Raw genomic sequence first — 23,397 nt, forward strand, 5'->3', positions numbered from 1 at the left:
CTGAGTTCTACATTCCGAATTCTGAATTTATATGAAAATCAAGATCCCCAAAAGTCGAATAACCGCACCGATAGATTTCGGCGAGGCAATATCGTCTCGGCGGGTGTACGGCGTGGATTTGAGCTATACCGAGTACGGGTTTATTCAGATCCCGAGTAAAAAGGTTGCGCTTTTCGACGCGTACTCGGCGTCGGGCTTTAAACCTCTTAATGCGGAATGCGGCGTCGTCGCATTCCCGTTTTACTGTGGGTGCATGACAGACGACGGCGAGCGCGTGGCGTACGCGGGGCTTCGGTTCAACGAGGAAAAAGCGGTCAAGTGGGAAATCGCGGTCCTGCCCGACGATTTGTCAAAGCTTGTACACAATGCGGACGCAGCAGCAATAGCAATATCTAGCGGCGTTTGCTGTTTGTGCGACAGCGATGACTACAAGCTCTACCGCGCGCATATCAACGACGAGGTGCATCCGCTCGCAGGGCTTATCGTGCTTAACGGCGAAACGCATACCACAGTCAAGACGCTCGGTAAATCGTTTGCCGTGTTTTCGAGCGGTTGGGGCGATGGGTGCTATAAGTGCTATAAGGGCTTAGCGGCAGACGGCAGTACGACGGCTATTATCATCGATTTCGGAATGATCGAATATCCCGACGACGGCGCGGAGATCGAGCTCGATATCGACTGCGATTACGTTTACGACCCGAGCAAGAGCGATAAGGAGAATAATATCGCGCGATGGACGGTTGCGGTCGAGCACGCAAAGAACCCGACGGAGCTACTCGACGCGCTGTCGCGAAGAGGCTACGCGCGGCATGCGGCGGGCGATAGCATAGGCGCGCTCGAAGACTATGCCGCGGCGATCGCGACGAGCAAGAGCGTAACGAACAGACGTTCGCTCGCGCATCTTTGGTCGGTGTATGACAACGCTGCCGAGCTGTACATTGCGCGCGGCGACTACGACCGCGCAATATCGGTCATGACGACCGCGCTCGGCTCAGGCGACGATTGTTACGCGGGCGCGTACGTTCGGCTTATCGATCTTTATCTTTTGACCGAGCAGGCGGAAAAAGCCAAGGCTGTTGCGGAGCAGATGAAGTCAGCGCGGCGCGACGACGCCACCGCCGTTATGAAGTACGCCGAATGCTGTGTGGCGACGGGCGATTTCCGCGCGGCGGCAAAGGCTTACGGTGAGCTTGCCGACGAGTTTCGTTCGTATGAAAGCTTGTTCGACGCCGCGAGCTGTTATATCGAGCTTGGTGAGTACGATAACGCGCTGTCGTCGCTCGAAAACCATCCAGCAAAGGAAGGGTTCGAGCAGTATTGGTACTATAAGGCAAAGATAGAATTCGACCGCCGAAATTTTTCGGCGGCGAAGGAGTACGCGGCGCGCGCACGCGAGATAGAGCGTGAGTACGTTCCCGCGCTTAAACTGCTTATCGAGATCAACTCGCTGTTGCAGGAGAATTTCGTTGTGGCGGGGTATGCGGAAGAATACAAGCGGTTAGTGCCCGCCGATGAGTACGGATATACCGTGTGTGCGTATGCGCAGCTTTTGCTCGGCAATTATTCGGAGTGTGCGCGTAATTATTATTATGCTTTCCATAACGTGGACAAAAGCGACCGAAACGCCGCGCTGGCCGCCGTTGCGTGCCGCGCGGCGGGCGATAACAAACGCAGTAATCGTATGCTTAAATTTTTGCGGCGCAAGCACAGCCCGTACTATATCGGCGCGGTGTGCGGAGAGATCAAGCCTCGGCACAACGGCTATACTTCCGTCGTGAAAAGTATTATAGTAAGGCTAAAAGACGACCGCGATTTTCTCGTGCGGTTGTCGGCGTTTATGTGCGTAAACAGAAGCAAGATAAACTACGCAACGCCGCTGCTCGAAATTCTCAGTAAATCGCCGAATTGCGAGTTTGCGGTCGTGGCGTTGCAGATCCGCGCCGCCGTCGTTGCGGGCAATAAAGCGGTAGCGGGCGCGTTCTTCGATTATTATTTAACGCAGTATATGGGCGAAGCACCCGCCGAGCAAATCGATCGGCTTAAACGCGCGTTCGGTTTGAATGGGTAGCATTACCACAAAAACAGGCGTTTGTCAATAGGATTGACAAAAATAATTTATATAAAATTTTCGGCTTGCCCGTTGATTTTTGGCGAGTATTGGGATACACTATAAGTACATCCTGCGGTGTACGAGATAAAGCCTTATTTATAACCTCACTCATTAAAAGGGATGGCGCGTACGCGTTGATATGTCAGGCCTCAGTAATTTTGGCGTAAGCCAAGCAGGGGAAGACAAAAGACCGCGTCAGCCGACCCACCTGCTGAAAAGCGGGTTTGAATACGGCTTAATTAATCTGCGGCACAGGCGGGATTTTTTGTTGCCGAAAAACGCGCGACTTACGCGATATCTTGCTACCGATTTATACGGTAAATGCGTTGCTCGACCTTGCCGTAGCGCTGCTACGACTGCGGTCGCCGCGCCTTTTTACCGCATAAATCGCTAACGCAATCTTATCGCGCCGTCGCGCGTTTTTCGGCTAATACTGTATATTATTAATTAACTTTTATTGCGTTGATCAATTTTATCGCGTTGGGTATTGTTTCGGGATCGGGTCGTGCGCCGGCTTTAAAATCGAAGCAGTCGGCGAATGCGCGTAAGCTTTGCTCGGTGCGTTTTAGGTCGCGGCTGAGTCCTGCGGTCAGCACGGCGCAGAACGCGGCGACGCTTTTTCCTGCGTGTACTGCGGCTTCGAAAAGCTCTGCGGCGTGGCCTACGCAGTGATGTGCTTCGGCGAAAAGCTCGGGGAATTCTTTTTCGTTAGCGTACATTTGCGCGACCGTCATATAGTACCGCTGCATGGGCTCGTCTATCGCGTCGCAAATAACGCAACCGCAGTGCGACTTGATATTGTCGGCAAGTTTTTTTGCCGATTTTTTATCGGTCGGTTGTTTTTTGAGCAAGCCGTTTAGGTACGCCGCGCGCGTTTCGAGTTGAAGCGCAAGCCCGAGCTTGTTCTGTCCTTTATACATCATTGCGATATGTTCAGCGCAAAACCCGTGCGCGTTCGAGCGCACTCGAAAATCGGGATCCATTACGTTCTCGGCGAGGTATTGCCCGACGAGCCGCGCTTCGCGCTCTTTCCTGAGCTTGCACAGCGGACAGCCGTCCGTTGTTTTGTACGCGTCCCAAATGGGCGCGGTCTGGATCTGATATTGCATAATGTCACCCGCTGATTAATATATTGAGGTATGATACCGCTTACGATTATATCATACTCCACGCGAAAAGGCAAGGCATAATGAGAGACGAGGAATACAGTGCGGCGTATTTCGTGCCGCGCAAAACTTCTACGCGAAAAAGTAAGCGTCGGCGCAGGTCGCACCGCGCGGCGGGCTTGCTCATAACCGTACTGTTGCTTTTGACGGCGGCTATATGCCTGCTCGTGTTCTTTTTGCCGCGCTTGCCGAAAGCGGTCACGTCGTCGAGCTCGCACGCGTTCGGCGGCAAGACCTATTTCGCGCTAGCCGTCGGCAATACCACTACAAGACAGGAAGCGCTGACCTTCGCCGAGTATGCGCAGGAGCGCGGCGGCGCGGGATATATCTACAACGACGGCGAGTATAAAATAATCGCCGCGTTATACGAGCGCGAGGTCGACGCCAAAACGTTGGTGTCGGTCAATCAAAATTCGTTCTACTTTTCGCTGTCCGTGCCGTCGTGCGATTGCGAGGACGGCGATAAAGCCGCGCTCGAATACCTGACGGGCGAGTGGTTCTCGACTGTCAACGCCGCCGCTACCGAACTCGATCGCGGCAATATAACCGAAGCCGCCGCGGAGCTTGCGCTCGATACCGCAAACGGAAAGCTAAAAACGCTCGCGCATAACGCGCAAAATTCTCGGCTTAAAAGCGCGCTGCTCGCTATTACGGAACGCGCGCTCGACGGGTTCAGGGTTTTGTCGGGTATAAGGTATATACAGGTTTTTGCGATCGTCACGGCGGGCGAAGCGCTGGTTTAATTTCGTTCGTCGTTTATTTCGAATATGCTTGATAATCGTCGTGCGTTGTGCTAAACTATATCTAGCCTTCCCTAAGTGGGGAAGGTGTCAGTCGCCCCGTCGACTGACGGATGAGGGCACTATGTATAAGATTCTCAAAAAGGAAAGACTTAATCCCACGGTGTCGCGTATGGTTATCGACGCGCCGCGCGTTGCCAAAAAGGCAAAGGCGGGAACGTTCGTTATTCTGCGCGTGGACGAGGACGGCGAGCGCATTCCGCTGACCGTAGCCGACTACGACGCCGTAAACGGCACTGTAACGGTCATTTATCAAATAGTGGGCGCGACCACGCACAAGCTCGACAGGCTTAATGCGGGCGAGTATATAAGCGATTTCGTAGGACCGCTCGGCAAGCCGTCCGAGCTCGACGGGCTTAAAAAGGTCGCGGTCATCGGCGGAGGTGTGGGCTGTGCGATAGCGCTACCTGTAGCCAAGCAGCTTCACGCGAACGGCGCGGAAGTGCATTCGGTAATAGGGTTCAGGAACAAGGATCTCGTAATTCTAGAAGACGAGTTCAGATCGGTGTCGAACGTGTGCAGACTCATGACCGACGACGGCTCGGCGGGCGAGAAAGGGCTTGTGACCGACGCGCTCAAAAGCCTTATCGAAGCGGGCAACGGCTACGACGAGGTCATTGCGATTGGACCTATCGTCATGATGAAATTCGTATGCAAGCTCACCGAAAAATACGGCATTAAAACGACCGTGTCCATGAACCCCATAATGATCGACGGCACGGGAATGTGCGGCGGCTGTCGCTTGACGGTCGGCGGTGAAATGAAATTCGCGTGCGTGGACGGTCCCGACTTCGACGGGCACAAGGTCGACTTCGACGAAGCGTTGGAGCGCGGGCGGATGTACAGTGAGTTCGAGCGCCACGCCTACGAAAAAGAATGCAATCTTTTTAAAAATGCTTGATAAATGCTTGCGCTTAACCTTGCTATCGCTTTCGGCTATTATTACGTTGCTTTTCCTCGACGTAGCGCTGCTACGACTTCATCAAAGCGCCTTGTAATAGCACGAAACCGCTAACGCAATTTTTAAGCGCCGCATTTACTCGCATTTTTTAATAATGGTGATAATTAATATGGCTGTTAATACTTCTAAAATTAAGAACGAAATGCCCGTGCAGGACCCCAAAAAGCGCGCCCGTAATTTCGACGAGGTCGCGCTCGGCTATACCGAGGAGCAGGCGAAAAACGAGGCGGCGCGCTGCCTTAACTGCAAGAACAAACCGTGCCAAAGCGGTTGCCCCGTCGGTATAGATATTCCCGCGTTCATACAAAAAATCAAGGACGGCGACTACGAGGGCGCGTATCAAGTAATAGCCAAGTCGAGCTCGCTTGCCGCGGTTTGCGGAAGGGTATGCCCGCAGGAAACGCAATGCGAGAGCAAGTGCGTGCGCGGGAACAACGGCGAGCCTGTCGCTATCGGTCGGCTCGAACGGTTCGTCGCCGACTATCACAACGCGCATAATCTCGGCAAGGTCGACGCAGTCGAGCCGAACGGGCATAAGGTCGCCGTAGTGGGTTCGGGACCTGCGGGGCTGTCGTGTGCGGGCGAGCTTGCTTCGCGCGGCTACGAGGTTACGGTGTTCGAAGCGTTACATACGGCGGGCGGCGTGCTCGTTTACGGTATTCCCGAGTTCCGCTTGCCCAAGAAAATCGTGACGGGCGAGATAAAGAACCTCAAAGCACGCGGCGTCAAGTTCGAGCTCAATACCGTTATAGGCAAAACGCTTTTAGTCGACGAGCTGTTCGAGGACGGCTTCGACGCGGTGTTTATCGGCAGCGGCGCGGGGCTTCCCAATTTTATGAAGATAAAAGGCGAGGACCTTAAAGGTGTATATTCCGCTAACGAGTTCCTGACTCGCGTCAATCTTATGAAAGCGTATAAAGCCGACTCCGATACGCCCATCAAGCACAGCAAGGCGGTGGCGGTAGTCGGCGGCGGCAACGTTGCAATGGACGCGACGCGCTCGGCTTTGAGGCTCGGCGCGGAGCGTGTGGTTTTGGTTTATCGCCGCAGCGAAGCCGAGCTTCCTGCACGTAAGGAAGAAGTCGAGCACGCCAAAGAGGAGGGTGTCGAGTTCATGATGCTTACCGCGCCCGTAGAAGTGCTCGGCGACGAGCATAGGAACGTGCGCGCGCTCAAATGCCAAAAGATGGAACTGGGCGAGCCCGACGCATCGGGTAGGCGTAGACCCGTGCCCGTACCGAACAGCGAGTTCGAGCTGGAAGTCGATACGGTCATAGCCGCGATAGGCACGAGCCCCAACCCGCTTATTAAAAACACTACCGAGGGTATCGACGTGCAGAAGTGGGGCGGTATAATAACCGACGAACACGGCAAGACCACGCGCGATATGGTATACGCGGGTGGCGACGCGGTGACGGGTGCGGCGACCGTAATTCTCGCCATGGGCGCGGGCAAGGACGCCGCCGTCCAAATCGACAACGCGATCAAAGCTAAGAATAAGAAATAAAATTTTCACTTAAACCCCGACGAAAGGCGATAGCTCTTTGTCGGGGTTTCTTTGTAAGAAAATTAAACGGGTTAGCGGTTGCGAACTTTGTCAAAAAAAAGGTTTTTGCGCTTGAAATATGTTTTTTTATATGTTATACTGTACACGTATATTTGTGCCTAATGGCTACCGTATATAGTTAATAACTCAAAAGGAGTATACATAATGACCGAAAAGGATAAGCAGTTCGCCGAGGTACTGGAAAGTCTTAAAGACGTGCCCGGTCCCGTTATGATGGCGATGCAGAAAGCTCAGGACATTTACGGATATTTGCCGTTGGAAGTCCAACTTAAAATCGCCGATTTCTTCGGCGTGCCGCTCGCGACCGTTTACGGTATCGCGACTTTCTACTCGCAGTTCCGTCTCGAACAGCCCGGACAGATCAAGATCGCCGTTTGCTTGGGCACTGCGTGCTACGTTAAGGGCAGCGGAGAAGTCATCGATAAGTTCGCGCGTATTCTTAAAGTCGAGCCCGGACACACCACCGCCGACGGACGGTTCACGCTCGAAGCTACGCGCTGCATCGGCTGCTGCGGTCTTGCGCCCGTTCTCACCGTCAACGGCGAGGTGTACGGCAAAGTGACCGAGGCGAGCGTCGACGAGATACTTGCCAAGTACAACCAGGCTTAATAGAAGGGTAATAAGGAGTTACGTAGATTTATGAAAACTTTACAGCAGTTACATGAAATTCGCAATAACCTCAAAGCGACGATAGAAGAACGCCGCGAGGGCGCGATCGTTACGCCCGGGCTTCCGCGTATGCACATTCTTGTTTGCGGCGGTACCGGTTGTACTTCGGGCAACAGCAAGATAATATACGAGAACTTCAAGTCCGAGCTTGCTGCTCGCGGGCTTGATAAAGAGATCCAGATCATCCTTACCGGCTGCTTCGGTCTTTGCTCCAAGGGCCCTATCGCGGTCGTTTATCCCGACGGCGCGTTCTACACGCACGTAAAGCCCGAGGACGTTAAAGAGATCGTCGAACAGCATATCGTAGGCGGCACGCCGGTAGAAAGGCTTCTGCACGCCGAGAAAGATATTCACGGCATTTTGAAGTCGATCAACGACACCGACTTCTACAAGAGCCAGCGTCGCGTAGTGCTTCGTAACTGCGGCGTTATTGATCCTGAAAACATCGACGAGTACCTTGCGACCGACGGCTACGCCGCTTACGAAAAAGCGGTCACGACCATGACCCCGCAACAGGTAATCGACGAGATGAAAAAGAGCGGCTTGCGCGGTAGAGGCGGCGCGGGCTTCCCGACGGGCATGAAGTGGCAGTTCACGCACGACGCGCCCGGCACCGATAAATACGTTGCTTGTAACGCCGACGAGGGCGATCCCGGCGCGTTCATGGACCGTTCGCTTTTGGAAGGCGATCCGCACGCCGTTATCGAGGCTATGATGATAGCGGGCTATGCGGTAGGCGCCGAGCACGGCGTTATCTACGTTCGTGCCGAATACCCGATAGCCGTTCACCGCTTGGAAGTTGCTATCAAGCAGGCGAGAGAGTACGGCATACTCGGCGACAATATCATGGGACTTGGCAAGAAGTTCGACTTGGAGCTTCGCTTGGGCGCAGGCGCGTTTGTCTGCGGCGAGGAGACTGCGCTTTTGAATTCCGCGGAAGGCAAGCGCGGCGAGCCCCGTCAACGCCCGCCGTTCCCGGCTGTCAAAGGCTTGTTCGGCAAACCCACGCTTATCAATAACGTAGAGACCTACGGCAACGTAGCTCAGATCATTCTCAAAGGCGCCGACTGGTTCGCTTCGGTCGGTACCGAAAAAAGCAAGGGCACCAAGGTGTTCGCGCTCGGAGGCAAGCTCGAAAACGTCGGTCTTGTCGAGATTCCCATGGGCACGCCTCTCCGCACGATCATCGAGGATATCGGCGGCGGCTGCCCCAACGGCAAGAAGTTCAAAGCCGCGCAGACCGGCGGTCCGTCGGGCGGCTGCATTCCCGCGTCGCTTATCGACACGCCTATCGACTACGACAACCTTATGGCTATCGGCTCGATGATGGGCAGCGGCGGTCTTATCGTCATGGACGAGGACAACTGCATGGTCGATATCGCCAAGTTCTTCCTTGAATTCACCGTCGACGAGTCGTGCGGCAAGTGCACGCCTTGCCGTATCGGTAACAAACGCCTTCTCGAAATGCTCGACAAGGTCACCAAGGGCGAAGCTACGCTCGAAGACCTCGACAAGATGGAAGAACTGTGCTACTACATAAAAGAGAACTCGCTGTGCGGACTCGGTCAGACCGCGCCTAACCCCGTGCTCTCGACGCTCCGTTATTTCCGCGACGAGTACGAAGCGCACTGCAACGGCAAGTGCCCCGCAGGCGTTTGCAAAGCGCTCGTCAGCTACAAGGTCGATCCCGAGAAGTGCATAGGCTGCACGATCTGTGCGCGTAACTGCCCCGTCGGCGCTATCAGCGGCACGGTCAAGCAACCGCACGAAATCGATCCCAAGAAGTGCATTAAGTGCGGCGTTTGCGCCTCTAAGTGCCCGAAGGGTGCTATATCCAAATAACAGCGTATACATCGTCGTATACGGCGTCAGCCGTCGCGGCGTCTCGGGTCATGTAGGTGGGTCTACACTCCCCGTCGCCACCGCTCGGACTTCCTTGTCTACGACGCGTCTACGCAGTTATTTCCGTGATATTAATTACATAACCATTAAATAGGTTTTCCATAATAGGAGATAATAGAGATATATGAAAAACGTAAATCTTAAAGTTAACGGCGTACCCGTTACCGTTCCCGAGGGCACGCGTATCCTCGACGCCGCGATCAAGGCGGGCTTTAAAGTTCCCACGCTTTGCTACATGAAAGACCTTTGCAACGAGAGCAGCTGCCGTATTTGCGTTGTCGAGTTAAAGAACAACCGCAAGCTCATGACGGCGTGCTCGACTGTCGTCGCCGAGGGCATGGAAGTTCTTACCAATACGCCCAAGGTCCGCGCTTCGCGCAAGATCACGCTCGAACTCATGCTCAGCAACCACCACAAGGAATGTTTGAGCTGTGTGCGCAGCGGCAACTGCGAGCTTCAAGCGCTCGCCACCGAGTACGGTTGCGACGCGGAGAAGTACAGCGGCGCGATGAACTCGTACGACGTGGATAACGTTACCGAGTACCTCGTTCGCGATAATAACAAGTGCATACTTTGCCGTCGCTGCGTTGCGGCGTGCAACAAGGTTCAGACCGTCGGCGTTATCGACGCGGGCAATCGCGGCTTCGCTACGCGCATAGCCAGCCCGTTCGATAAAAAGCTCGGCGAAGTGCCGTGCGTTGCTTGCGGACAGTGCATCAACGTTTGCCCGACGGGTGCGCTCAGAGAGAACGACAGCATCGGAGAGGTGGAGAAGCTTCTTGCGGACCCGACCAAGACGGTTATCGTCGGTACCGCGCCCGCGGTTCGTGCCGCGCTCGGCGAGGAGTTCGGCTATCCCATCGGCACGGACGTCGAGGGCAAGATGGTCGCGGCGCTCAAAGCAATCGGCTTTGATAAAGTGTTCGACGTGAACATGACCGCCGACCTTACTATCATGGAAGAGGGCACGGAGTTCTTGTCCAGACTCAACGACCCGAATGCCACGCTGCCTATGATCACTTCGTGCAGCCCCGGCTGGATACGCTTTATCGAGTTCAATTATCCCGATCAGCTCGAACACCTGTCGTCGTGCAAGTCGCCGCAACAGATGTTCGGCGCGGTCATGAAGACGTACTACGCGCAAAAGCTCGGTATCGATCCCAAGAACCTTGCGGTCGTAACCGTTATGCCGTGCATAGCCAAGAAGTTCGAGATCACGCGCGACGACCAGAACGCGGCGGGCGTGCCCGATATCGACGCGTCCATCACCACGCGCGAGCTTGCACGCATGATCAAGAATTACGGTATCGATTTCAAGGCGCTTGATCCCAAGGCTCAGTTCGACGATCCCATCGGTATGGGCAGTACCGCCGGTCTTTTGTTCGGCGCGACGGGCGGCGTTATGGAAGCGGCGCTCCGCACGGTTGCCGAGAAGGTGACGGGCGAGAAGCTCGAAAATATCGATTTCAAAGCGGTTCGCGGCGTTAAAGGCATTAAGGAAGCGACGATCACTGTTGGCGGCAAAACGCTCAATATCGCGGTCGCGAGCGGGCTCGGCAATGCGCGCAAGATCATGGACGATATCAAGGCGGGCAAGAGCAAGTATCACTTCATCGAGATCATGTGCTGCCCCGGCGGTTGCGTAAACGGCGGCGGTCAGCCTATCGTCAATTCCGAAACGCGTAACCTCGTCGATATCCGCGCTGCGCGCGCCAAAGTGCTTTACAAGAAGGATAAGAAGGCTGAGATCAGAAAGAGCCACGAGAATCCTATTATGCAAACGCTTTACTCCGAGTTCTTCGGCGAGCCGAACAGCCATAAGGCGCACGAGATCCTGCATACTTCTTACGTCAAGCGCGATCGTTATTAATTTTTTCTTCCTTCTTGTGAACAAGAAGTAGGCGAAGAAACCTACTTCTTTGAAAAGAAGTAGGCAAGAAACTTTTAAGTTTTTAAATGCGTGGTAGTAATACCGCGCATTTCTTTTTGCCTTATTGACAAATGCCAATCAATTAGATATAATATATAAACTATGTGGACTATTATTTCTATTGCGGCGGTTTTGGCGGCGGTGGGCGCATTCGCGTATATATTCAGTCGAGTATATAACGTCACGCCCGAGTTTAGCGCACTTCCGCCGAAACTGAATAAATCGTTTCGAATCGCGTTATGCTTTGCGTTCGTGTTAGGGGCGTTCACTGTCGTCGGGCTTATATTTGGCTATCTTAACGCGCTCGTTATTGTTATTCATTTGATAATTTTCGGGCTTATCGTCGATTTGATCGTCTTTATCGTGCGCAAGGCGAGCGGCAAACGGTTAAAAACGAAATTCAAATCGTTGATTTCGCTTGCTATTACCATAGTGTATATGGCGATCGCGTTCGTGCTCGCAAACTGCGTATGGGTAACGCCGTACCATCTCTCTACCGATAAAGAGGTCGGGGATTTGCGTATCGTCATGTTTGCCGACTCGCATATCGGCACGACCTTCGACGGCGAGGGGCTTAACAAATACATAAATGAAATGAACGAGCTTTCGCCCGATCTGGTGATAATAGCGGGCGATTTTGTGGACGACGATACGAGCCAAAAGGACATGATAGACGGGTGCGCGGCAGTCGGCAGGCTGAAACCTAAGTACGGAGTGTTCTACGCGTTCGGCAATCACGATAAGGGCTACTACGAGGATTCCAAACGCGGGTATTCGGGCGCGGACCTTATGGCCGAGCTACAAAAGAATAACGTAACGGTTTTGCAGGACGAAGCGATTTTGATAGACGAAAGGTTCTATGTCATAGGCAGACAGGAAGCCGAGGAGAAACGGCGCGGCGCGGGCGATCGCGCGGATATTGCCGATATAGTAAAGGACCTCGATCAAACTAAATACTCGATAGTAATAAACCATCAGCCAACCGATTACAAAAACGAGAGCGAAGCAAAAGTCGATCTCGTGCTGTCGGGACATACCCACGGCGGACAGTTCTTTCCGCTTGGACCGTTCATGAAGCTGTTTAAGCTCAACGACGGGGTATACGGCTACGAGAAAAGGGATAACACCGAATTTATCGTCACGTCGGGTATAGCCGATTGGGCGTTCAAGTTCAAGACGGGCACCAAGTCAGAGTTTGTGGTTATAGATATAAAGCAAAACGCCGCCTAAATAAGCCAAAAATAGATTTACCAAAACAGTTGATTTACAGAGCGTTTTGTAGTATAATGATATGAAGGCGGTGTATAGCATGACGGTCGATGTTCTAAAACGGAATATAGAGCAAGTGCAGTCTAATATCGCGCGAGCTTGTAGCCGTTCGGGGCATAAAGTAACGCTCGTCGCCGCCACTAAAACCGTGCCTGCGGAATTAATAAACGCCGCCGTAGAATTTGGCGTTAAAAACGTAGGCGAAAACCGTGTTCAGGAGTATATCGAAAAGCGTGATGGCGTTATCGGCGCGTATTGGCACTTTATAGGCACTTTGCAGCGCAATAAGGCAAAGTACCTTGTAGGTAGCGTCCCGCTCATTCAGTCGGTGAACGACGCCAAGCTCGCCGCCGAAATCGATAGGCTCGCCAAAAAACACGGTATCATTCAGGACGTTCTTATCGAAGTGAATGCGGCGGGCGAAACCGCCAAAACGGGCGCGGCGATAGAGAGCATAGACGAGCTTATCGCTTACGCTCGGTCGCTCGAAAACGTCAGGGTGCGCGGGCTTATGGCAGTGCCGCCCAAGGACGCCGAGCAGTCGGTCTACGACAAGCTGTACTCGATTTTTTCGAGGTACGAAACGACAGACTTCGATATTCTGTCGGTCGGCATGAGCGGCGATTACGAAAAGGCGATAGCAAGCGGCAGTAACATGGTCAGGCTCGGCTCGGCGCTTTTCGGCAGCAGGACTTAAAGGTGCAAACGCAAAACAGGAAGGTAAACATGGCAAACGGAGATTTCTTTGACGCATTCTTGCGGGGGGGCAGTAACTACAACGGCGGCGAACCCCCGTACTACGAGGATACGCACGACGCGAACGGTAACTATACCGGACCGTCGCGCGGTTTTGCGCCGCAGCAAAATCCGCAGCCGACCACTCCGCCGTACTACGGCGCGCAACAGGCTCAGCCGTCGTACACACCGCCACCGCAGCCGCAGTATCAAAACAATGCAACCGGCTACACGCCGCCGCCGACTACGGCGCACCAACGCACAGAGTACAATCTCGGCAATCCGCCGAGGTTTGCGCAGGTCCCGCCGCCGAATACCAATCCGCAGCCCATTCCGCTGCCTAATGCCAATCAGTACATTCCGCCCCAGCTCAACCAAAACTTCGTAGTATACCAGCCGCGCTCTACTGCGGACGTAGAACAGCTTATAGCGTATCTTCGCCGCCGCGAGCCCGCGCTCGTCGATCTCGACCCGATAGCGGATTCGCCCGACGCACAGCGGCTTATGGACTTCATATCGGGCGCAGCGTACGCGCTAGGCGACGGTGTGCTTACGATCCGTCGCAACCTCTTTTTGATCACACCCGACACCATAGACGTTTTGAAACCGGAGAGCGAGAAGTAACAGGTGCCAAAAAAATCGTTCAAAAACACCGCCCAGGTATGTTGGGCGTTTATAAAGCGAATAGCTAAGCACGTATGGGAATATCTCAAAGTCGCAAAGATGGAATGGATAGTCCTTTTAGCCGTTTTTGCTTTCGACCTTATATCCAAAACGATAGTGGAGCACACGGTTGCGATAAACACCACCGTCGTGGTAATTCCCAAGTTTTTCAATATCCACAGACTTCATAACTACGCTGCGGCGTTCGGCGCCGACTTCCTTAAAAGCTGGTTCGGCGATATCGGCGCGCGCATATTTTACAGCGTGTTCGCGGTGGCGGCTTCGGTCGCTTTCGTGCTCGTGCTCATTCGGCAAAAGGGCAAGAGCCGTTGGTTCCGCGTTGCGATTGCGCTTTTCGTAGCGGGCGCAATGGGTAACTGCATAGACAGAATGTACCTCGGCTACGTTCGCGACTTTATAGAATTCGAATATTTCGGGCTTACCATTTTCGGCAAAACGACTTGGTACGTGTTCAATATCGCCGACGCCGCGCTAGTGGTCGGCGTTATTATGATGATCATTTACTTCTTATTCATGATGCGCGATAAGGATAAAGAAGTCAAGCACGCCGAAGTCCAGAGCGTGGAAACGCCCGCCGCGAGCGAAGAAAATCCCGATAGTAACGCGACTAACGAAACGGACAATGCGGAACCCCACGAGGAAACAAAAGAAACCGAAAACACCGAAGATACCGAAACGGCAGTCGAAACCGCCGCAACCGTAACCGACGAGAGCGACGCGAGCGGTGAGAATACAACGACAGACGATAAAGACGGAGGCGAGCCTACCGCATGACGACCGTTTACTGCACCGAGGGCGGCGCGCGGCTCGACCTATTTCTCAGCGAAGAAACGGAGTTGACGCGTTCGCACATAAAGAATCTTATCGACGACGGCAGGGTATCTATCGGCGGCGTACAAGCATTCAAGGCGGGGCAGACGGTTAAAACAGGCGACGAGGTGACTTTCGACGACGACGTAGCGGTCGTCGATATTTTGCCGCAGGAAATTCCGCTCGACGTGGTCTACGAGGACGACGATTTGGCCGTTATAAACAAGCAGCGCGATCTTGTGGTTCACCCCGGCGCGGGAAATGCCGACGGCACGCTCGTCAACGCGCTGATGTTCAGGTACGGGGACAAGCTGTCCTCCGCATACGGCAAGGTGCGCGCGGGTATAGTCCACCGCCTCGATAAGGACACTACAGGGCTTTTGGTAGTCGCCAAAACCGATTTTGCGCACGCGGCGCTATCCGCGCAGTTTGCCGAGCATTCTGTCAATAAGCTGTACCGCGCGATAGTTGACGGTATTATCAAGCAGGATAGCGGCGTTATCGACGCGGCGATCGCGCGCGACAAAAAGAACAGGCTGAAAATGGCGGTCGACCGCAACGGGCGGCACGCCGTAACCGAGTATACTGTGCTCGAACGGTACAAAAATAATTGTTACGTCGAGTTCAAGCTATTAACGGGCAGAACGCACCAAATACGCGTTCACTGCGCGCATATTCATCACCCCATATCGTGCGATCCGCTCTACGGCGGCACGACCAAGCTAAAAGCAAACGGACAGCTTTTGCATTCCCGCACGCTCGAATTTACGCACCCACTGTCGGGCGAACGCATGGGCTTTACGGCAAACGAGCCGCCCGATTTTCTGAGCGCGCTTGAAATACTACGCTCTAAATAAGCAATCGAATGCGCGTAAAATGCGCCGACTATAATCACGTTAAGGAGAAGCAATGTTACGAAAAGATATACTCGGCATTAAGGACTTATCCAAAGCCGAAGTCAACGAAATACTGACGACCGCAGAAGTCATGCGCGAGCTTATCGACAAGAACGAACGCTCGACCTCGCTCCGCGGCAAGAACGTTGCCACGCTGTTCTATGAGAACTCGACGCGCACCAAAAACTCGTTCGAGCTCGCCGCAAAGAACCTCGGCGCGACGACTACGAGTATATCGGTCGCGGCGTCGTCCGTGCAAAAGGGCGAATCGCTCGTCGATACGGGCAAAACGCTTGACGCGCTCAAAACCGACGTTATAATCATTCGGCACTCGGTTGCGGGCAGTCCGCGGCTTCTCGCCGACACGGTAAAGGCGAGCGTTATCAACGCGGGCGACGGTATGCACGAGCACCCGTCACAGGCGCTACTCGACGCGCTCACCGCCAAACGCCGTTTCGGCAATCTCGGCGGCAAGAAAGTTGTTATAGTAGGCGATATCAAGCATTCGCGCGTGGCGCGCAGCGACGCGTTGCTGTTCAGTATGCTCGGCGCGAGCGTCACCGTGTGCGCACCGTACTCCCTTCTTCCCGAGGGTATCGACAGCCTCGGCTGCGACGTAGATACCGATTTCAACAGAGCGATAGTCGGCGCGAATATCGTCATACCGCTGAGAATACAGTTAGAGCGCATGGATCAGGCGTTCTTCTCGTCGGTTGCCGAGTACCACGAGTTCTACGGCGTGAACGAGAAGCGGCTCAGTTCTTGCGCCGACGACTTTATCGTCATGCACCCCGGACCTATCAACCGCGGCGCGGAGATAGCGGGCGACGTTGCGGACGGCGACAGCAGCCTTATTTTGGAACAGGTCAGGAACGGTGTGGCGGTGCGCATGGCAATGCTTCAACTTCTGGCGTCCGGGGAGAACTGACCGCGCATTCATCGCGTGATGCGGGTTACGTTTGCCCCGCCCGCTTGGTCATGTAGGTGGGTCTACACTCCCGTCGCGTGCGGGTCAACTGTTACCCGCCTGACGCGCGACTTCGCGGTCAATATAATAAGGAGATATTATGATACTACTTAAAAACGGAACGGTGGTAAACGCCGATAAGATAATCAAGACCGACGTCCTTATCGACGGCGAGATAATAACGTACGTTACGCCCAATATAGAGTGCTTCGGCGCGGAAGTTATAGACTGCGAGGGGAAATTCATTTTGCCCGGGTTTATCGATTTGCACTGCCACCTGCGCGAGCCCGGACAAACTCACAAAGAGGATATCGAGAGCGGGTCGCGCGCAGCGCTTGCGGGCGGGTACACGACTGTATGCTGTATGCCAAATACCACGCCGCCGCTCGACACTCCCGCAATGATGGAGTACGTCAAACTTCGGTCGGAGAAGTGCAATAATGCGGAAGTACTGCCGATTGGTTGTATCACGCGCGGACAAAAGGGCGCGGAGCTGTGCGAGTACGGCGAAATGAAAAAATCGGGCGCGGTCGCGCTGTCCGACGACGGGCTACCCGTGGCGAGCGGTTCGGTCATGCTCAACGCGCTCAAATATGCCAAGACCTTCGGGCTTACCGTTTTTTCGCACAGCGAGGATAAGAGCATTTCGGGTAACGGCGTAGTCAACGAGGGCGAGAACGCGACGGTGAGCGGCTTGCGCGGCATACCCAAAACCGCCGAGAGTGCGGCGATCGCGCGCGATGTTTTGCTTTGCGAGGAAGCGGGCGCCAAGCTCCATGTTTGCCACGTGTCCACCGCCGAGAGCGTCGATATTATCCGTCAGGCGAAAAAGCGCGGAGTGGACGTCACTTGCGAAACCTGCCCGCATTATTTTTCGGCTACCGACGACGAAATTCTTTCGTATAACACCAATGCCAAAATCAATCCGCCGCTCCGTTCGGGCGGCGACGTTGCCGCAATAATCGAGGGTATCGAGGACGGTACGATAGACGTTATAGCGACCGATCACGCGCCGCATTCGTTCGACGAAAAGAACAAAGAATTCGACTACGCGCCGTTCGGAACGGTCGGGTTGGAAACTGCGTTCTCGCTCGCATACACGCAGCTCGTGATGGAAGAAATAATAAGCATCAACGATCTGGTTCGTCTCATGAGCAAGACGCCCGCGGAAATTCTCGGGCTTACCGATAGGGGCGAGATCAAAGCGGGCGCGCGCGCCGACATAGCCATAGTCGAACACGCGGAGTATATCGTGGACGCGCAGTCGTTCAAGTCAAAGAGCAAAAACTCGTTGTTTGACGGTTGGCGATTGTTTGGAAAGGTCGTAGACGTATTCGTAAAAGGAGAACGTAAAACATTATGAAAAACATAGCAGATATACTTGCGGAACGCATTAAAGCTAAAAATAACCCGACCGTTGCGGGGCTTGATCCTCGGCTCGAATATTTACCCGACGAGCTTCAAAAGTCGGCTACGAGCGACGAGAGCGCGGCAAAAGCGCTTGTCGAGTTCAACTGCAGCATAATCGACAGCATAAAAGACGTCGTTCCCGCTGTAAAAATTCAGTCGGCGTTCTACGAGGCGTTCGGGCATTGCGGCGTAAAGGCAATGGAGCAAACCGCCAAGTACGCGCACGATAACGGGCTTATCGTAATGGCGGACGTCAAGCGCAACGACATAGGCACGACCGCCGAGGCGTACGCGAAAGCGTTTCTTTTCGGCGAGCTATTCGACTATATCACCGTCAACCCGTATCCCGGCATAGACGGAATCAAACCGTTCACCGACGCGTGCAAGGCGAACGGCAAAGGCATATTCGTACTCGCGCGTATGTCCAATCCGTCGGCGGCGGATATTCAAAATATGAAGCTCGAAAACGGCGAGCCGCTGTATATGCACATAGGCGGACTTATCGCCGATTGGGGCAAGGAGTTGATAGGCGCGAGTGGATACAGCGCGGTCGGCGCGGTCGTCGGCGCGACTAATCCCGACGAAGCGCGGCTCCTTCGCAGTAAGCTGAATACCGTTTTCTTCCTCGTGCCGGGCTACGGTGCGCAGGGCGGCAATGGCAAGGACGCGGCGGCTTCCTTCGATAAAAAGGGCGGCGGCGCGATAGTCAATAATTCGCGCGGAATTATTGCGGCGTACAAGACCGATAAGTACAAGGGCATGAGCTATTTTGACGCGGCGCGCGCTTCCGCGCTCGACATGGCGAACGATTTGAGGAACGCGCTTGCGTAAGCTTAACTCGATAGAGGACGAACAAATGAAACCGATCAAAGCTCAACTTATAATCAAGTCGATAGAAAAACACGGGAACAATATTTACCGCGTAGAATGCGAGAGCGAGCAAAAGCTTCCGCCTATCCACGCGGGACAGTTCGCGCATCTAAAAGTGCCGAACAAGGATCTGCGCCGACCGATTTGCGTATACCGCAATACCGAGCGCACGATCACGTTCATTATAGCCGACGTGGGTGAGGGTACGCACGCGCTATTGTCGCAGGGTAAGGGCGCTCGGTTCGATGCGCTTCTTCCGCTCGGTAACGGATTCCCCATACTGCCCGACAAAACGAATATCGCGGTGCTCGGCGGCGGTACGGGCTGCGCGCCGCTACTTAAAATCGCCGAGGACAATCCGTCGCTCAATACAACGGCTATTCTCGGTTTTCCCAATGCGGCGGTCAAGGACGCGTACGGCAATGATTTCGATAAGCATTTCAAGCGCGTGTGCTACTGCACCGACGACGGAAGCCTGGGGTATAAAGGTTTCCCGACCGAGCTCTTGACCGAAATCGTGCCGGAGGTCTTATACGTTTGCGGCGCGCCCGGCATGGTGCGCACGGCTAAGGAATACTGCCGCAAGCTCGGCGTGATCGGGTTTGTCAGCATGGAACAGCGCATGGGCTGCGGCGTCGGCGCGTGCCTTGTGTGTTCGGTCAAGGTCATGCAGGACGGCAAAGAAAAGCTTCTTCGTGCCTGTGCCGACGGACCTGTATTTCCTATTGAGGACTTACTTCTTTAGGCAAAGAAGTAAGCAAGAAACCTGTATTTTAATTTTTTATACTTTCTTTCAGAAAAGGATTTGAGTTATGAACTTAAAAACAACGATAGCGGGCGTAGAGTTCAAAAACCCGATAATCGCGGCTTCCGGCACGTTTGGGTTCGGCAGAGAATACAATAATTTTTACGACGTTGGACTTCTCGGCGGTATAAGCTCCAAGGGACTTACGTTAGAGCCGAGGCAGGGCAATCAGCCCGTTCGTATTGCCGAAACGCCGTCGGGTATGCTCAATAGCGTGGGCTTGCAAAACCCCGGCGTGGAAGCGTTTATCGAGTATGAGCTTCCGTTCATGCGGCAGACTGGCGCGGTCGTAATAGCCAATGCCGCGGGCGCGTGCGAGAGCGACTACGTGCGCATAGTCGAGATATTGAGCGAAGCCGACGTCGACATGATCGAGCTTAATATATCCTGTCCTAACGTTAAAAAGGGCGGTATGGCGTTCGGCGTCGATCCCGAAGGCGTTAAGCATATCGTAGGCGCGGTGAGAAAGGTTTGCAAAAAACCGCTTATAGTCAAGCTTACGCCCAACGTTGCAGACATAGCAAAGAACGCGCTCGCCGCCGAAAACGCGGGCGCGGATGCGGTCAGTCTTATAAATACGATAGCCGCAATGGCGGTCGATTATAAAACACGCAAGCCCGTACTTAAAGCGGTGACGGGAGGCTTAAGCGGTCCGTGCGTAAAACCGATCGCTTTAAGAATGGTATACGAGTGCTATAAGTCCGTTCATATTCCCATCATAGGCATGGGTGGCATTATGACGGGCAAGGACGTTTGCGAGTTTATGCTTTGCGGCTCGGCGGCGGTGCAGGTCGGCTCGGCTAATATTTTCGATCCGTACGCCGCTTTAACAATAGTAAATGAGTTGACAAACCTTTGCGAAAGTGATAATATAGACGATATACGAACACTAATCGGAGGTATATCCGTTGACTGATAACGTTATGCAGCTTTTCGAGCAGTCGGGTGCGGTGCTTCACGGACATTTTATTCTTACGTCCGGACTTCATTCCGACACGTATATGCAGTGTGCCAAGCTTTTCGAGTTCTGCGATATATCCGAAAAACTTTGCCGTATGGCGGCGGATAAGCTCAAAAAGTACAACGCCGACGTGATCGTTTCGCCGGCTGTCGGCGCTATAATATTCGGCTACGAGCTCGGTAAACAGCTTGGACTTCCCAATATGTTCGCCGAGCGCGAAAAGGACGGCAACTTCGCGTTGCGCCGTGGCTTTGAGCTTAAAAAGGGCAGTAAAGTCATCATTGCCGAAAACGTAGTAACTACGGGCGGCTCGGTCGTGGAAGTTATCGAGCTTGTCAAAAAATTGGGCGGCGAGGTGGTTGCCGTTGCCGAGGTCGTCGACCGCAGCGGCGGCAAAGTTGATTTCGGCGTACCCAACGAGAGCCTTCTTCAAATAGATGTTAAAACGTACAAGCCCGAAGAATGCCCTATGTGCAAGGCGGGCACTGCTGCAGTCAAACCCGGTTCAAAAGGTCTTAAATAAATCGATACCGACAAAAAGTCGTTTCGTATATATTTTATTCGGAAGGTAAATAATATGGCTAAAAAACAAAAGACCACGCGCACCACGCAAACCACGCGTACTACCCGTACTTCGTCGGGTACAGGCATTTCGCTCAATAAGTTCGCGTTTTGGATCGTAGTCGCTATCGGTATCGCAATGCTCGTGTCGGGCGTGCTCAACTTCTTTAACTGGTCTTGGGTCAACGCGGCGTGCAGCTGGATAATGAGCTTGTGCTTCGCACTCGGTATGTTCGTACCCGTCATACTCTCGTACAGGGTAGCGCGCAACAAGGGAACGGGTTGGTTCGTTCTTTGGATAATACTCGTGGTATTTGTAGTATTCGGTCTTGTGTCGCGCATCATTGGTTTGATTAGATTTTTCTAAAATAAATTACTCGGTAAAACATTCAAAGGAAACATTATGGCTGTCAAGAAAAAACGTAACGTGTTCGTCCGTTATTTCACACCGTTCGGATTGCGTCAAGTCGGCGATATCGCAATGATTATAGGCTTCATTTTGCTTATCGTCGGACTCGCTACTGTCGACGGCGTTCTTATAGCAGGAATTATTTGCTATCTTTTGGGCTCCGGCATAGCGATTGCGCGGTGCTGTATGGTGCTGTTCGCCAAGGATGTAAACCACCGCGATCCCGCTTACAAGTCGGCGATAATCAACGTGGCGATCATGGGTGTGCTCTTCGCGCTCGCCGTGTTTTGCTTGGTGTGGGTGTTCGTTGCGTAAATCGGTAATATAGAACCGCGTAGCTGTACGCGGTTTTTTCTTTTAACGGTATTGTGTAATTATGGTGAAGAAATATAAAAAGACCGATCGCTCGTCGTATACACTCGGCGCGACGGTCACAATGGAGCTATTGAATAAAAAGCCCGAGTGCGCGCGGACGGTTTACATATCGCCTAAGTCCGACGTAGCGGCTGTAAAGAATAAGGCTAACGCGCTTGGTCTCAACGTAGTCGAGGGAGAGAAAGCTTTTAATATTTTAAGCCCCAAAGAAAACTGCTTCGTAATAGGCGAGTTCGATAAGTTCGAAAGTACGGTAGTCGCCGACAGGCACCATATAGTGCTCGTAAACCCGTCAAATAGCGGCAACCTCGGCACTATCATTCGCGATATAGCTGCGTTCGATTGCGCCGATCTCGTGATAATCAAACCCGCCGTCGATATCTTCGATCCCAAAACGGTACGTGCGAGTATGGGCGCGGTTTTCGATATAAACTTCCAATGCTTCGACAGTTTCGACGAGTATGTGGAAAGTGTAGGCGCAGGGCATGAAATCGTTCCGTTCATGTTGTGCGGCAGTCCGTTCGGTAAAAAGGACTTTTCGGGCGATAAAAAATACTCGCTGGTGTTCGGCAACGAGGCTACGGGCTTGCCGCAGGAGTTTTCCAAGTATAACGCAGTTAGGATAGAGCAATCGAATAAAGTTGACAGTCTTAATCTGTCGGTCGCAACCTCGATCGCGCTGTATAAGCTATACGTTTCTGGGGTGTGAGCATGAAAACGCTGTACGTAACCGATCTCGACGGTACGCTGCTTAAAAAGGATCAAACGGTATCTGAGTATTCCAAGCGCATTATCAACGATCTTATAAGTCGCGGCGAGCTGATCACGTACGCGACGGCGCGGAGCGGCGAAACGGCAGGTATTGTCACGGCGGGACTGAATATAAAAGCGCCGAGTATCCTTTATAACGGTGCGTTTATATGCGACGCAAGCGGAAAAATCATCTTGTCGCATACGTTTACCGAACGCGACAAAGAAATGATTTCCGAATTGATTGCCGCAGGGATATATTCGATAGTTTATGCGATAAGGAACGGGCAGGAAAAGTTTTCGTTTATACCCGATAAAATAAGTCGCGCGGGGTTAGAGTTTAATAATACGCGCAAAACGTGTACTAGATATAACCCTGTTAAAACGATTAGAGAGCTGTACGACGGCGAAACGTTTTATATTACGATCATCGACGATTGCGACAAGTTAAAGCCGTTTTATGAAAAATATAAGAAGAATTACAATTGTGTGTTTTCAAAAGATATCTACTCGGGCGAGTATTGGTTGGAAATTATGCACCGACACGCAAATAAGGCAGACGCGGTGTTTGAGTTAAAACAAATGCTTGGCTGTCGGCTCGTAGTTTTCGGCGATGAAAAGAACGATATAGATATGTTCCGTATAGCAGACGAGTGCTATGCAGTGGAAAACGCGGTCGACGAATTGAAGGCGATAGCAACGGCGGTAATACCCGATAACGAATCTGACGGCGTAGCAAAACAACTTATAAAACTTATCGGCAATTGATTGCACAATAAAAACCTACTTT

Annotated in this window: 23 protein-coding genes and 1 other RNA gene; 23 read left to right on the forward strand and 1 reads right to left on the reverse strand. The window is 53.1% G+C overall.

The window, feature by feature from the left end:
- Positions 1 to 31 precede the first annotated feature (31 nt).
- Both HDT28_05695 and ssrS read left to right on the forward strand, forming a co-directional pair.
- On the forward strand, positions 32 to 2,068 hold the full coding sequence (locus HDT28_05695; GenBank protein ID MBD5132064.1) for a DUF4241 domain-containing protein: 2,037 nt from the start codon (positions 32 to 34) through the stop codon (positions 2,066 to 2,068).
- A gap of 106 nt (positions 2,069 to 2,174) precedes the next feature.
- A non-coding RNA gene (gene ssrS, locus HDT28_05700) (6S RNA) lies at positions 2,175 to 2,376 on the forward strand.
- A gap of 177 nt (positions 2,377 to 2,553) precedes the next feature.
- On the opposite strand, the gene HDT28_05705 is transcribed toward ssrS, so the two are convergent.
- The gene (locus HDT28_05705) at positions 2,554 to 3,219 is read right to left on the reverse strand and encodes a hypothetical protein (GenBank protein ID MBD5132065.1); all 666 of its coding nucleotides are present in this window, start codon (positions 3,217 to 3,219) and stop codon (positions 2,554 to 2,556) included.
- An 80-nt stretch (positions 3,220 to 3,299) separates the two neighbouring features.
- Between HDT28_05705 and HDT28_05710 the strand changes: the two genes are divergently transcribed.
- From HDT28_05710 to HDT28_05810, 21 genes are all read left to right on the forward strand, one after another.
- Positions 3,300 to 4,019 (forward strand): hypothetical protein, encoded by a 720-nt coding sequence (locus tag HDT28_05710; GenBank protein MBD5132066.1) that lies wholly within the window; start codon positions 3,300 to 3,302, stop codon positions 4,017 to 4,019.
- A 121-nt stretch (positions 4,020 to 4,140) separates the two neighbouring features.
- On the forward strand, positions 4,141 to 4,977 hold the full coding sequence (locus HDT28_05715; GenBank protein MBD5132067.1) for a sulfide/dihydroorotate dehydrogenase-like FAD/NAD-binding protein: 837 nt from the start codon (positions 4,141 to 4,143) through the stop codon (positions 4,975 to 4,977).
- 169 nt (positions 4,978 to 5,146) lie between these two features.
- Entirely contained in the window at positions 5,147 to 6,544 is a 1,398-nt protein-coding gene (gene gltA, locus HDT28_05720; GenBank protein MBD5132068.1) for an NADPH-dependent glutamate synthase, read from the forward strand.
- A 204-nt stretch (positions 6,545 to 6,748) separates the two neighbouring features.
- Entirely contained in the window at positions 6,749 to 7,213 is a 465-nt protein-coding gene (locus HDT28_05725; GenBank protein MBD5132069.1) for an NAD(P)H-dependent oxidoreductase subunit E, read from the forward strand.
- 30 nt (positions 7,214 to 7,243) lie between these two features.
- A complete protein-coding gene (locus HDT28_05730; GenBank protein ID MBD5132070.1) occupies positions 7,244 to 9,115 on the forward strand; it encodes a 4Fe-4S binding protein in 1,872 nt (623 codons plus the stop codon).
- A gap of 184 nt (positions 9,116 to 9,299) precedes the next feature.
- Positions 9,300 to 11,045, forward strand: a complete 1,746-nt coding sequence (locus tag HDT28_05735; protein ID MBD5132071.1) for a 2Fe-2S iron-sulfur cluster binding domain-containing protein — start codon at positions 9,300 to 9,302, stop codon at positions 11,043 to 11,045.
- Between the two features lie 162 nt (positions 11,046 to 11,207).
- Positions 11,208 to 12,335, forward strand: coding sequence for a hypothetical protein (locus HDT28_05740; GenBank protein ID MBD5132072.1), 1,128 nt, complete (start codon positions 11,208 to 11,210; stop codon positions 12,333 to 12,335).
- Positions 12,336 to 12,414: 79 nt separating this feature from the next.
- The gene (locus tag HDT28_05745) at positions 12,415 to 13,071 is read left to right on the forward strand and encodes a YggS family pyridoxal phosphate-dependent enzyme (GenBank protein MBD5132073.1); all 657 of its coding nucleotides are present in this window, start codon (positions 12,415 to 12,417) and stop codon (positions 13,069 to 13,071) included.
- 29 nt (positions 13,072 to 13,100) lie between these two features.
- On the forward strand, positions 13,101 to 13,733 hold the full coding sequence (sepF, locus tag HDT28_05750) for a cell division protein SepF (GenBank protein MBD5132074.1): 633 nt from the start codon (positions 13,101 to 13,103) through the stop codon (positions 13,731 to 13,733).
- Between the two features lie 3 nt (positions 13,734 to 13,736).
- Positions 13,737 to 14,567, forward strand: a complete 831-nt coding sequence (gene lspA, locus HDT28_05755; GenBank protein MBD5132075.1) for a signal peptidase II — start codon at positions 13,737 to 13,739, stop codon at positions 14,565 to 14,567.
- The gene (locus tag HDT28_05760) at positions 14,564 to 15,460 is read left to right on the forward strand and encodes an RluA family pseudouridine synthase (GenBank protein MBD5132076.1); all 897 of its coding nucleotides are present in this window, start codon (positions 14,564 to 14,566) and stop codon (positions 15,458 to 15,460) included. The genes lspA and HDT28_05760 overlap by 4 nt, the downstream gene beginning before the upstream one ends.
- A 52-nt stretch (positions 15,461 to 15,512) precedes the next feature.
- Positions 15,513 to 16,427 carry an aspartate carbamoyltransferase catalytic subunit gene (locus HDT28_05765; protein MBD5132077.1) on the forward strand — a complete coding sequence of 305 codons (915 nt, stop codon included), beginning with the start codon at positions 15,513 to 15,515 and terminating at the stop codon, positions 16,425 to 16,427.
- A 136-nt stretch (positions 16,428 to 16,563) separates the two neighbouring features.
- Positions 16,564 to 17,829, forward strand: coding sequence for a dihydroorotase (locus HDT28_05770; protein ID MBD5132078.1), 1,266 nt, complete (start codon positions 16,564 to 16,566; stop codon positions 17,827 to 17,829).
- A 5-nt stretch (positions 17,830 to 17,834) separates the two neighbouring features.
- Complete coding sequence (gene pyrF / locus HDT28_05775) at positions 17,835 to 18,707, forward strand: orotidine-5'-phosphate decarboxylase (GenBank protein ID MBD5132079.1); 873 nt, start codon at positions 17,835 to 17,837, stop codon at positions 18,705 to 18,707.
- Positions 18,708 to 18,732: 25 nt separating this feature from the next.
- Positions 18,733 to 19,491, forward strand: coding sequence for a dihydroorotate dehydrogenase electron transfer subunit (locus HDT28_05780; GenBank protein ID MBD5132080.1), 759 nt, complete (start codon positions 18,733 to 18,735; stop codon positions 19,489 to 19,491).
- A gap of 67 nt (positions 19,492 to 19,558) precedes the next feature.
- Positions 19,559 to 20,467 carry a dihydroorotate dehydrogenase gene (locus HDT28_05785; GenBank protein ID MBD5132081.1) on the forward strand — a complete coding sequence of 303 codons (909 nt, stop codon included), beginning with the start codon at positions 19,559 to 19,561 and terminating at the stop codon, positions 20,465 to 20,467.
- 7 nt (positions 20,468 to 20,474) lie between these two features.
- Entirely contained in the window at positions 20,475 to 21,035 is a 561-nt protein-coding gene (locus HDT28_05790; protein MBD5132082.1) for an orotate phosphoribosyltransferase, read from the forward strand.
- Positions 21,036 to 21,089: 54 nt separating this feature from the next.
- Positions 21,090 to 21,440 carry a hypothetical protein gene (locus tag HDT28_05795; GenBank protein MBD5132083.1) on the forward strand — a complete coding sequence of 117 codons (351 nt, stop codon included), beginning with the start codon at positions 21,090 to 21,092 and terminating at the stop codon, positions 21,438 to 21,440.
- Between the two features lie 36 nt (positions 21,441 to 21,476).
- Positions 21,477 to 21,797: a hypothetical protein gene (locus HDT28_05800; GenBank protein MBD5132084.1), complete on the forward strand. Its 321-nt coding sequence runs from the start codon at positions 21,477 to 21,479 to the stop codon at positions 21,795 to 21,797.
- A gap of 61 nt (positions 21,798 to 21,858) precedes the next feature.
- A complete protein-coding gene (locus tag HDT28_05805; protein MBD5132085.1) occupies positions 21,859 to 22,566 on the forward strand; it encodes a TrmH family RNA methyltransferase in 708 nt (235 codons plus the stop codon).
- A 2-nt stretch (positions 22,567 to 22,568) separates the two neighbouring features.
- Positions 22,569 to 23,375, forward strand: a complete 807-nt coding sequence (locus tag HDT28_05810; GenBank protein MBD5132086.1) for an HAD family hydrolase — start codon at positions 22,569 to 22,571, stop codon at positions 23,373 to 23,375.
- Positions 23,376 to 23,397 lie beyond the last annotated feature (22 nt).

Source organism: Clostridiales bacterium, assembly GCA_014799665.1.
GTDB lineage: Bacteria > Bacillota > Clostridia > Christensenellales > Pumilibacteraceae > Anaerocaecibacter.

Bases quoted from the DNA above. Each gene is read 5' to 3' on its own strand.
- HDT28_05795 (MBD5132083.1), top strand. From the start codon at position 21,090: ATGGCTAAAAAACAAAAGACCACGCGCACCACGCAAACCACGCGTACT.
- HDT28_05735 (MBD5132071.1), top strand. From the start codon at position 9,300: ATGAAAAACGTAAATCTTAAAGTTAACGGCGTACCCGTTACCGTTCCC.
- HDT28_05710 (MBD5132066.1), top strand. From the start codon at position 3,300: ATGAGAGACGAGGAATACAGTGCGGCGTATTTCGTGCCGCGCAAAACT.
- HDT28_05760 (MBD5132076.1), top strand. From the start codon at position 14,564: ATGACGACCGTTTACTGCACCGAGGGCGGCGCGCGGCTCGACCTATTT.
- HDT28_05695 (MBD5132064.1), top strand. From the start codon at position 32: ATGAAAATCAAGATCCCCAAAAGTCGAATAACCGCACCGATAGATTTC.
- HDT28_05790 (MBD5132082.1), top strand. From the start codon at position 20,475: ATGCAGCTTTTCGAGCAGTCGGGTGCGGTGCTTCACGGACATTTTATT.
- HDT28_05810 (MBD5132086.1), top strand. From the start codon at position 22,569: ATGAAAACGCTGTACGTAACCGATCTCGACGGTACGCTGCTTAAAAAG.
- HDT28_05800 (MBD5132084.1), top strand. From the start codon at position 21,477: ATGGCTGTCAAGAAAAAACGTAACGTGTTCGTCCGTTATTTCACACCG.
- HDT28_05785 (MBD5132081.1), top strand. From the start codon at position 19,559: ATGAACTTAAAAACAACGATAGCGGGCGTAGAGTTCAAAAACCCGATA.
- HDT28_05740 (MBD5132072.1), top strand. From the start codon at position 11,208: ATGTGGACTATTATTTCTATTGCGGCGGTTTTGGCGGCGGTGGGCGCA.
- gltA (MBD5132068.1), top strand. From the start codon at position 5,147: ATGGCTGTTAATACTTCTAAAATTAAGAACGAAATGCCCGTGCAGGAC.
- HDT28_05780 (MBD5132080.1), top strand. From the start codon at position 18,733: ATGAAACCGATCAAAGCTCAACTTATAATCAAGTCGATAGAAAAACAC.
- HDT28_05730 (MBD5132070.1), top strand. From the start codon at position 7,244: ATGAAAACTTTACAGCAGTTACATGAAATTCGCAATAACCTCAAAGCG.
- HDT28_05705 (MBD5132065.1), bottom strand. From the start codon at position 3,219: ATGCAATATCAGATCCAGACCGCGCCCATTTGGGACGCGTACAAAACA.
- HDT28_05715 (MBD5132067.1), top strand. From the start codon at position 4,141: ATGTATAAGATTCTCAAAAAGGAAAGACTTAATCCCACGGTGTCGCGT.
- HDT28_05805 (MBD5132085.1), top strand. From the start codon at position 21,859: ATGGTGAAGAAATATAAAAAGACCGATCGCTCGTCGTATACACTCGGC.
- HDT28_05725 (MBD5132069.1), top strand. From the start codon at position 6,749: ATGACCGAAAAGGATAAGCAGTTCGCCGAGGTACTGGAAAGTCTTAAA.
- sepF (MBD5132074.1), top strand. From the start codon at position 13,101: ATGGCAAACGGAGATTTCTTTGACGCATTCTTGCGGGGGGGCAGTAAC.
- HDT28_05765 (MBD5132077.1), top strand. From the start codon at position 15,513: ATGTTACGAAAAGATATACTCGGCATTAAGGACTTATCCAAAGCCGAA.
- HDT28_05745 (MBD5132073.1), top strand. From the start codon at position 12,415: ATGACGGTCGATGTTCTAAAACGGAATATAGAGCAAGTGCAGTCTAAT.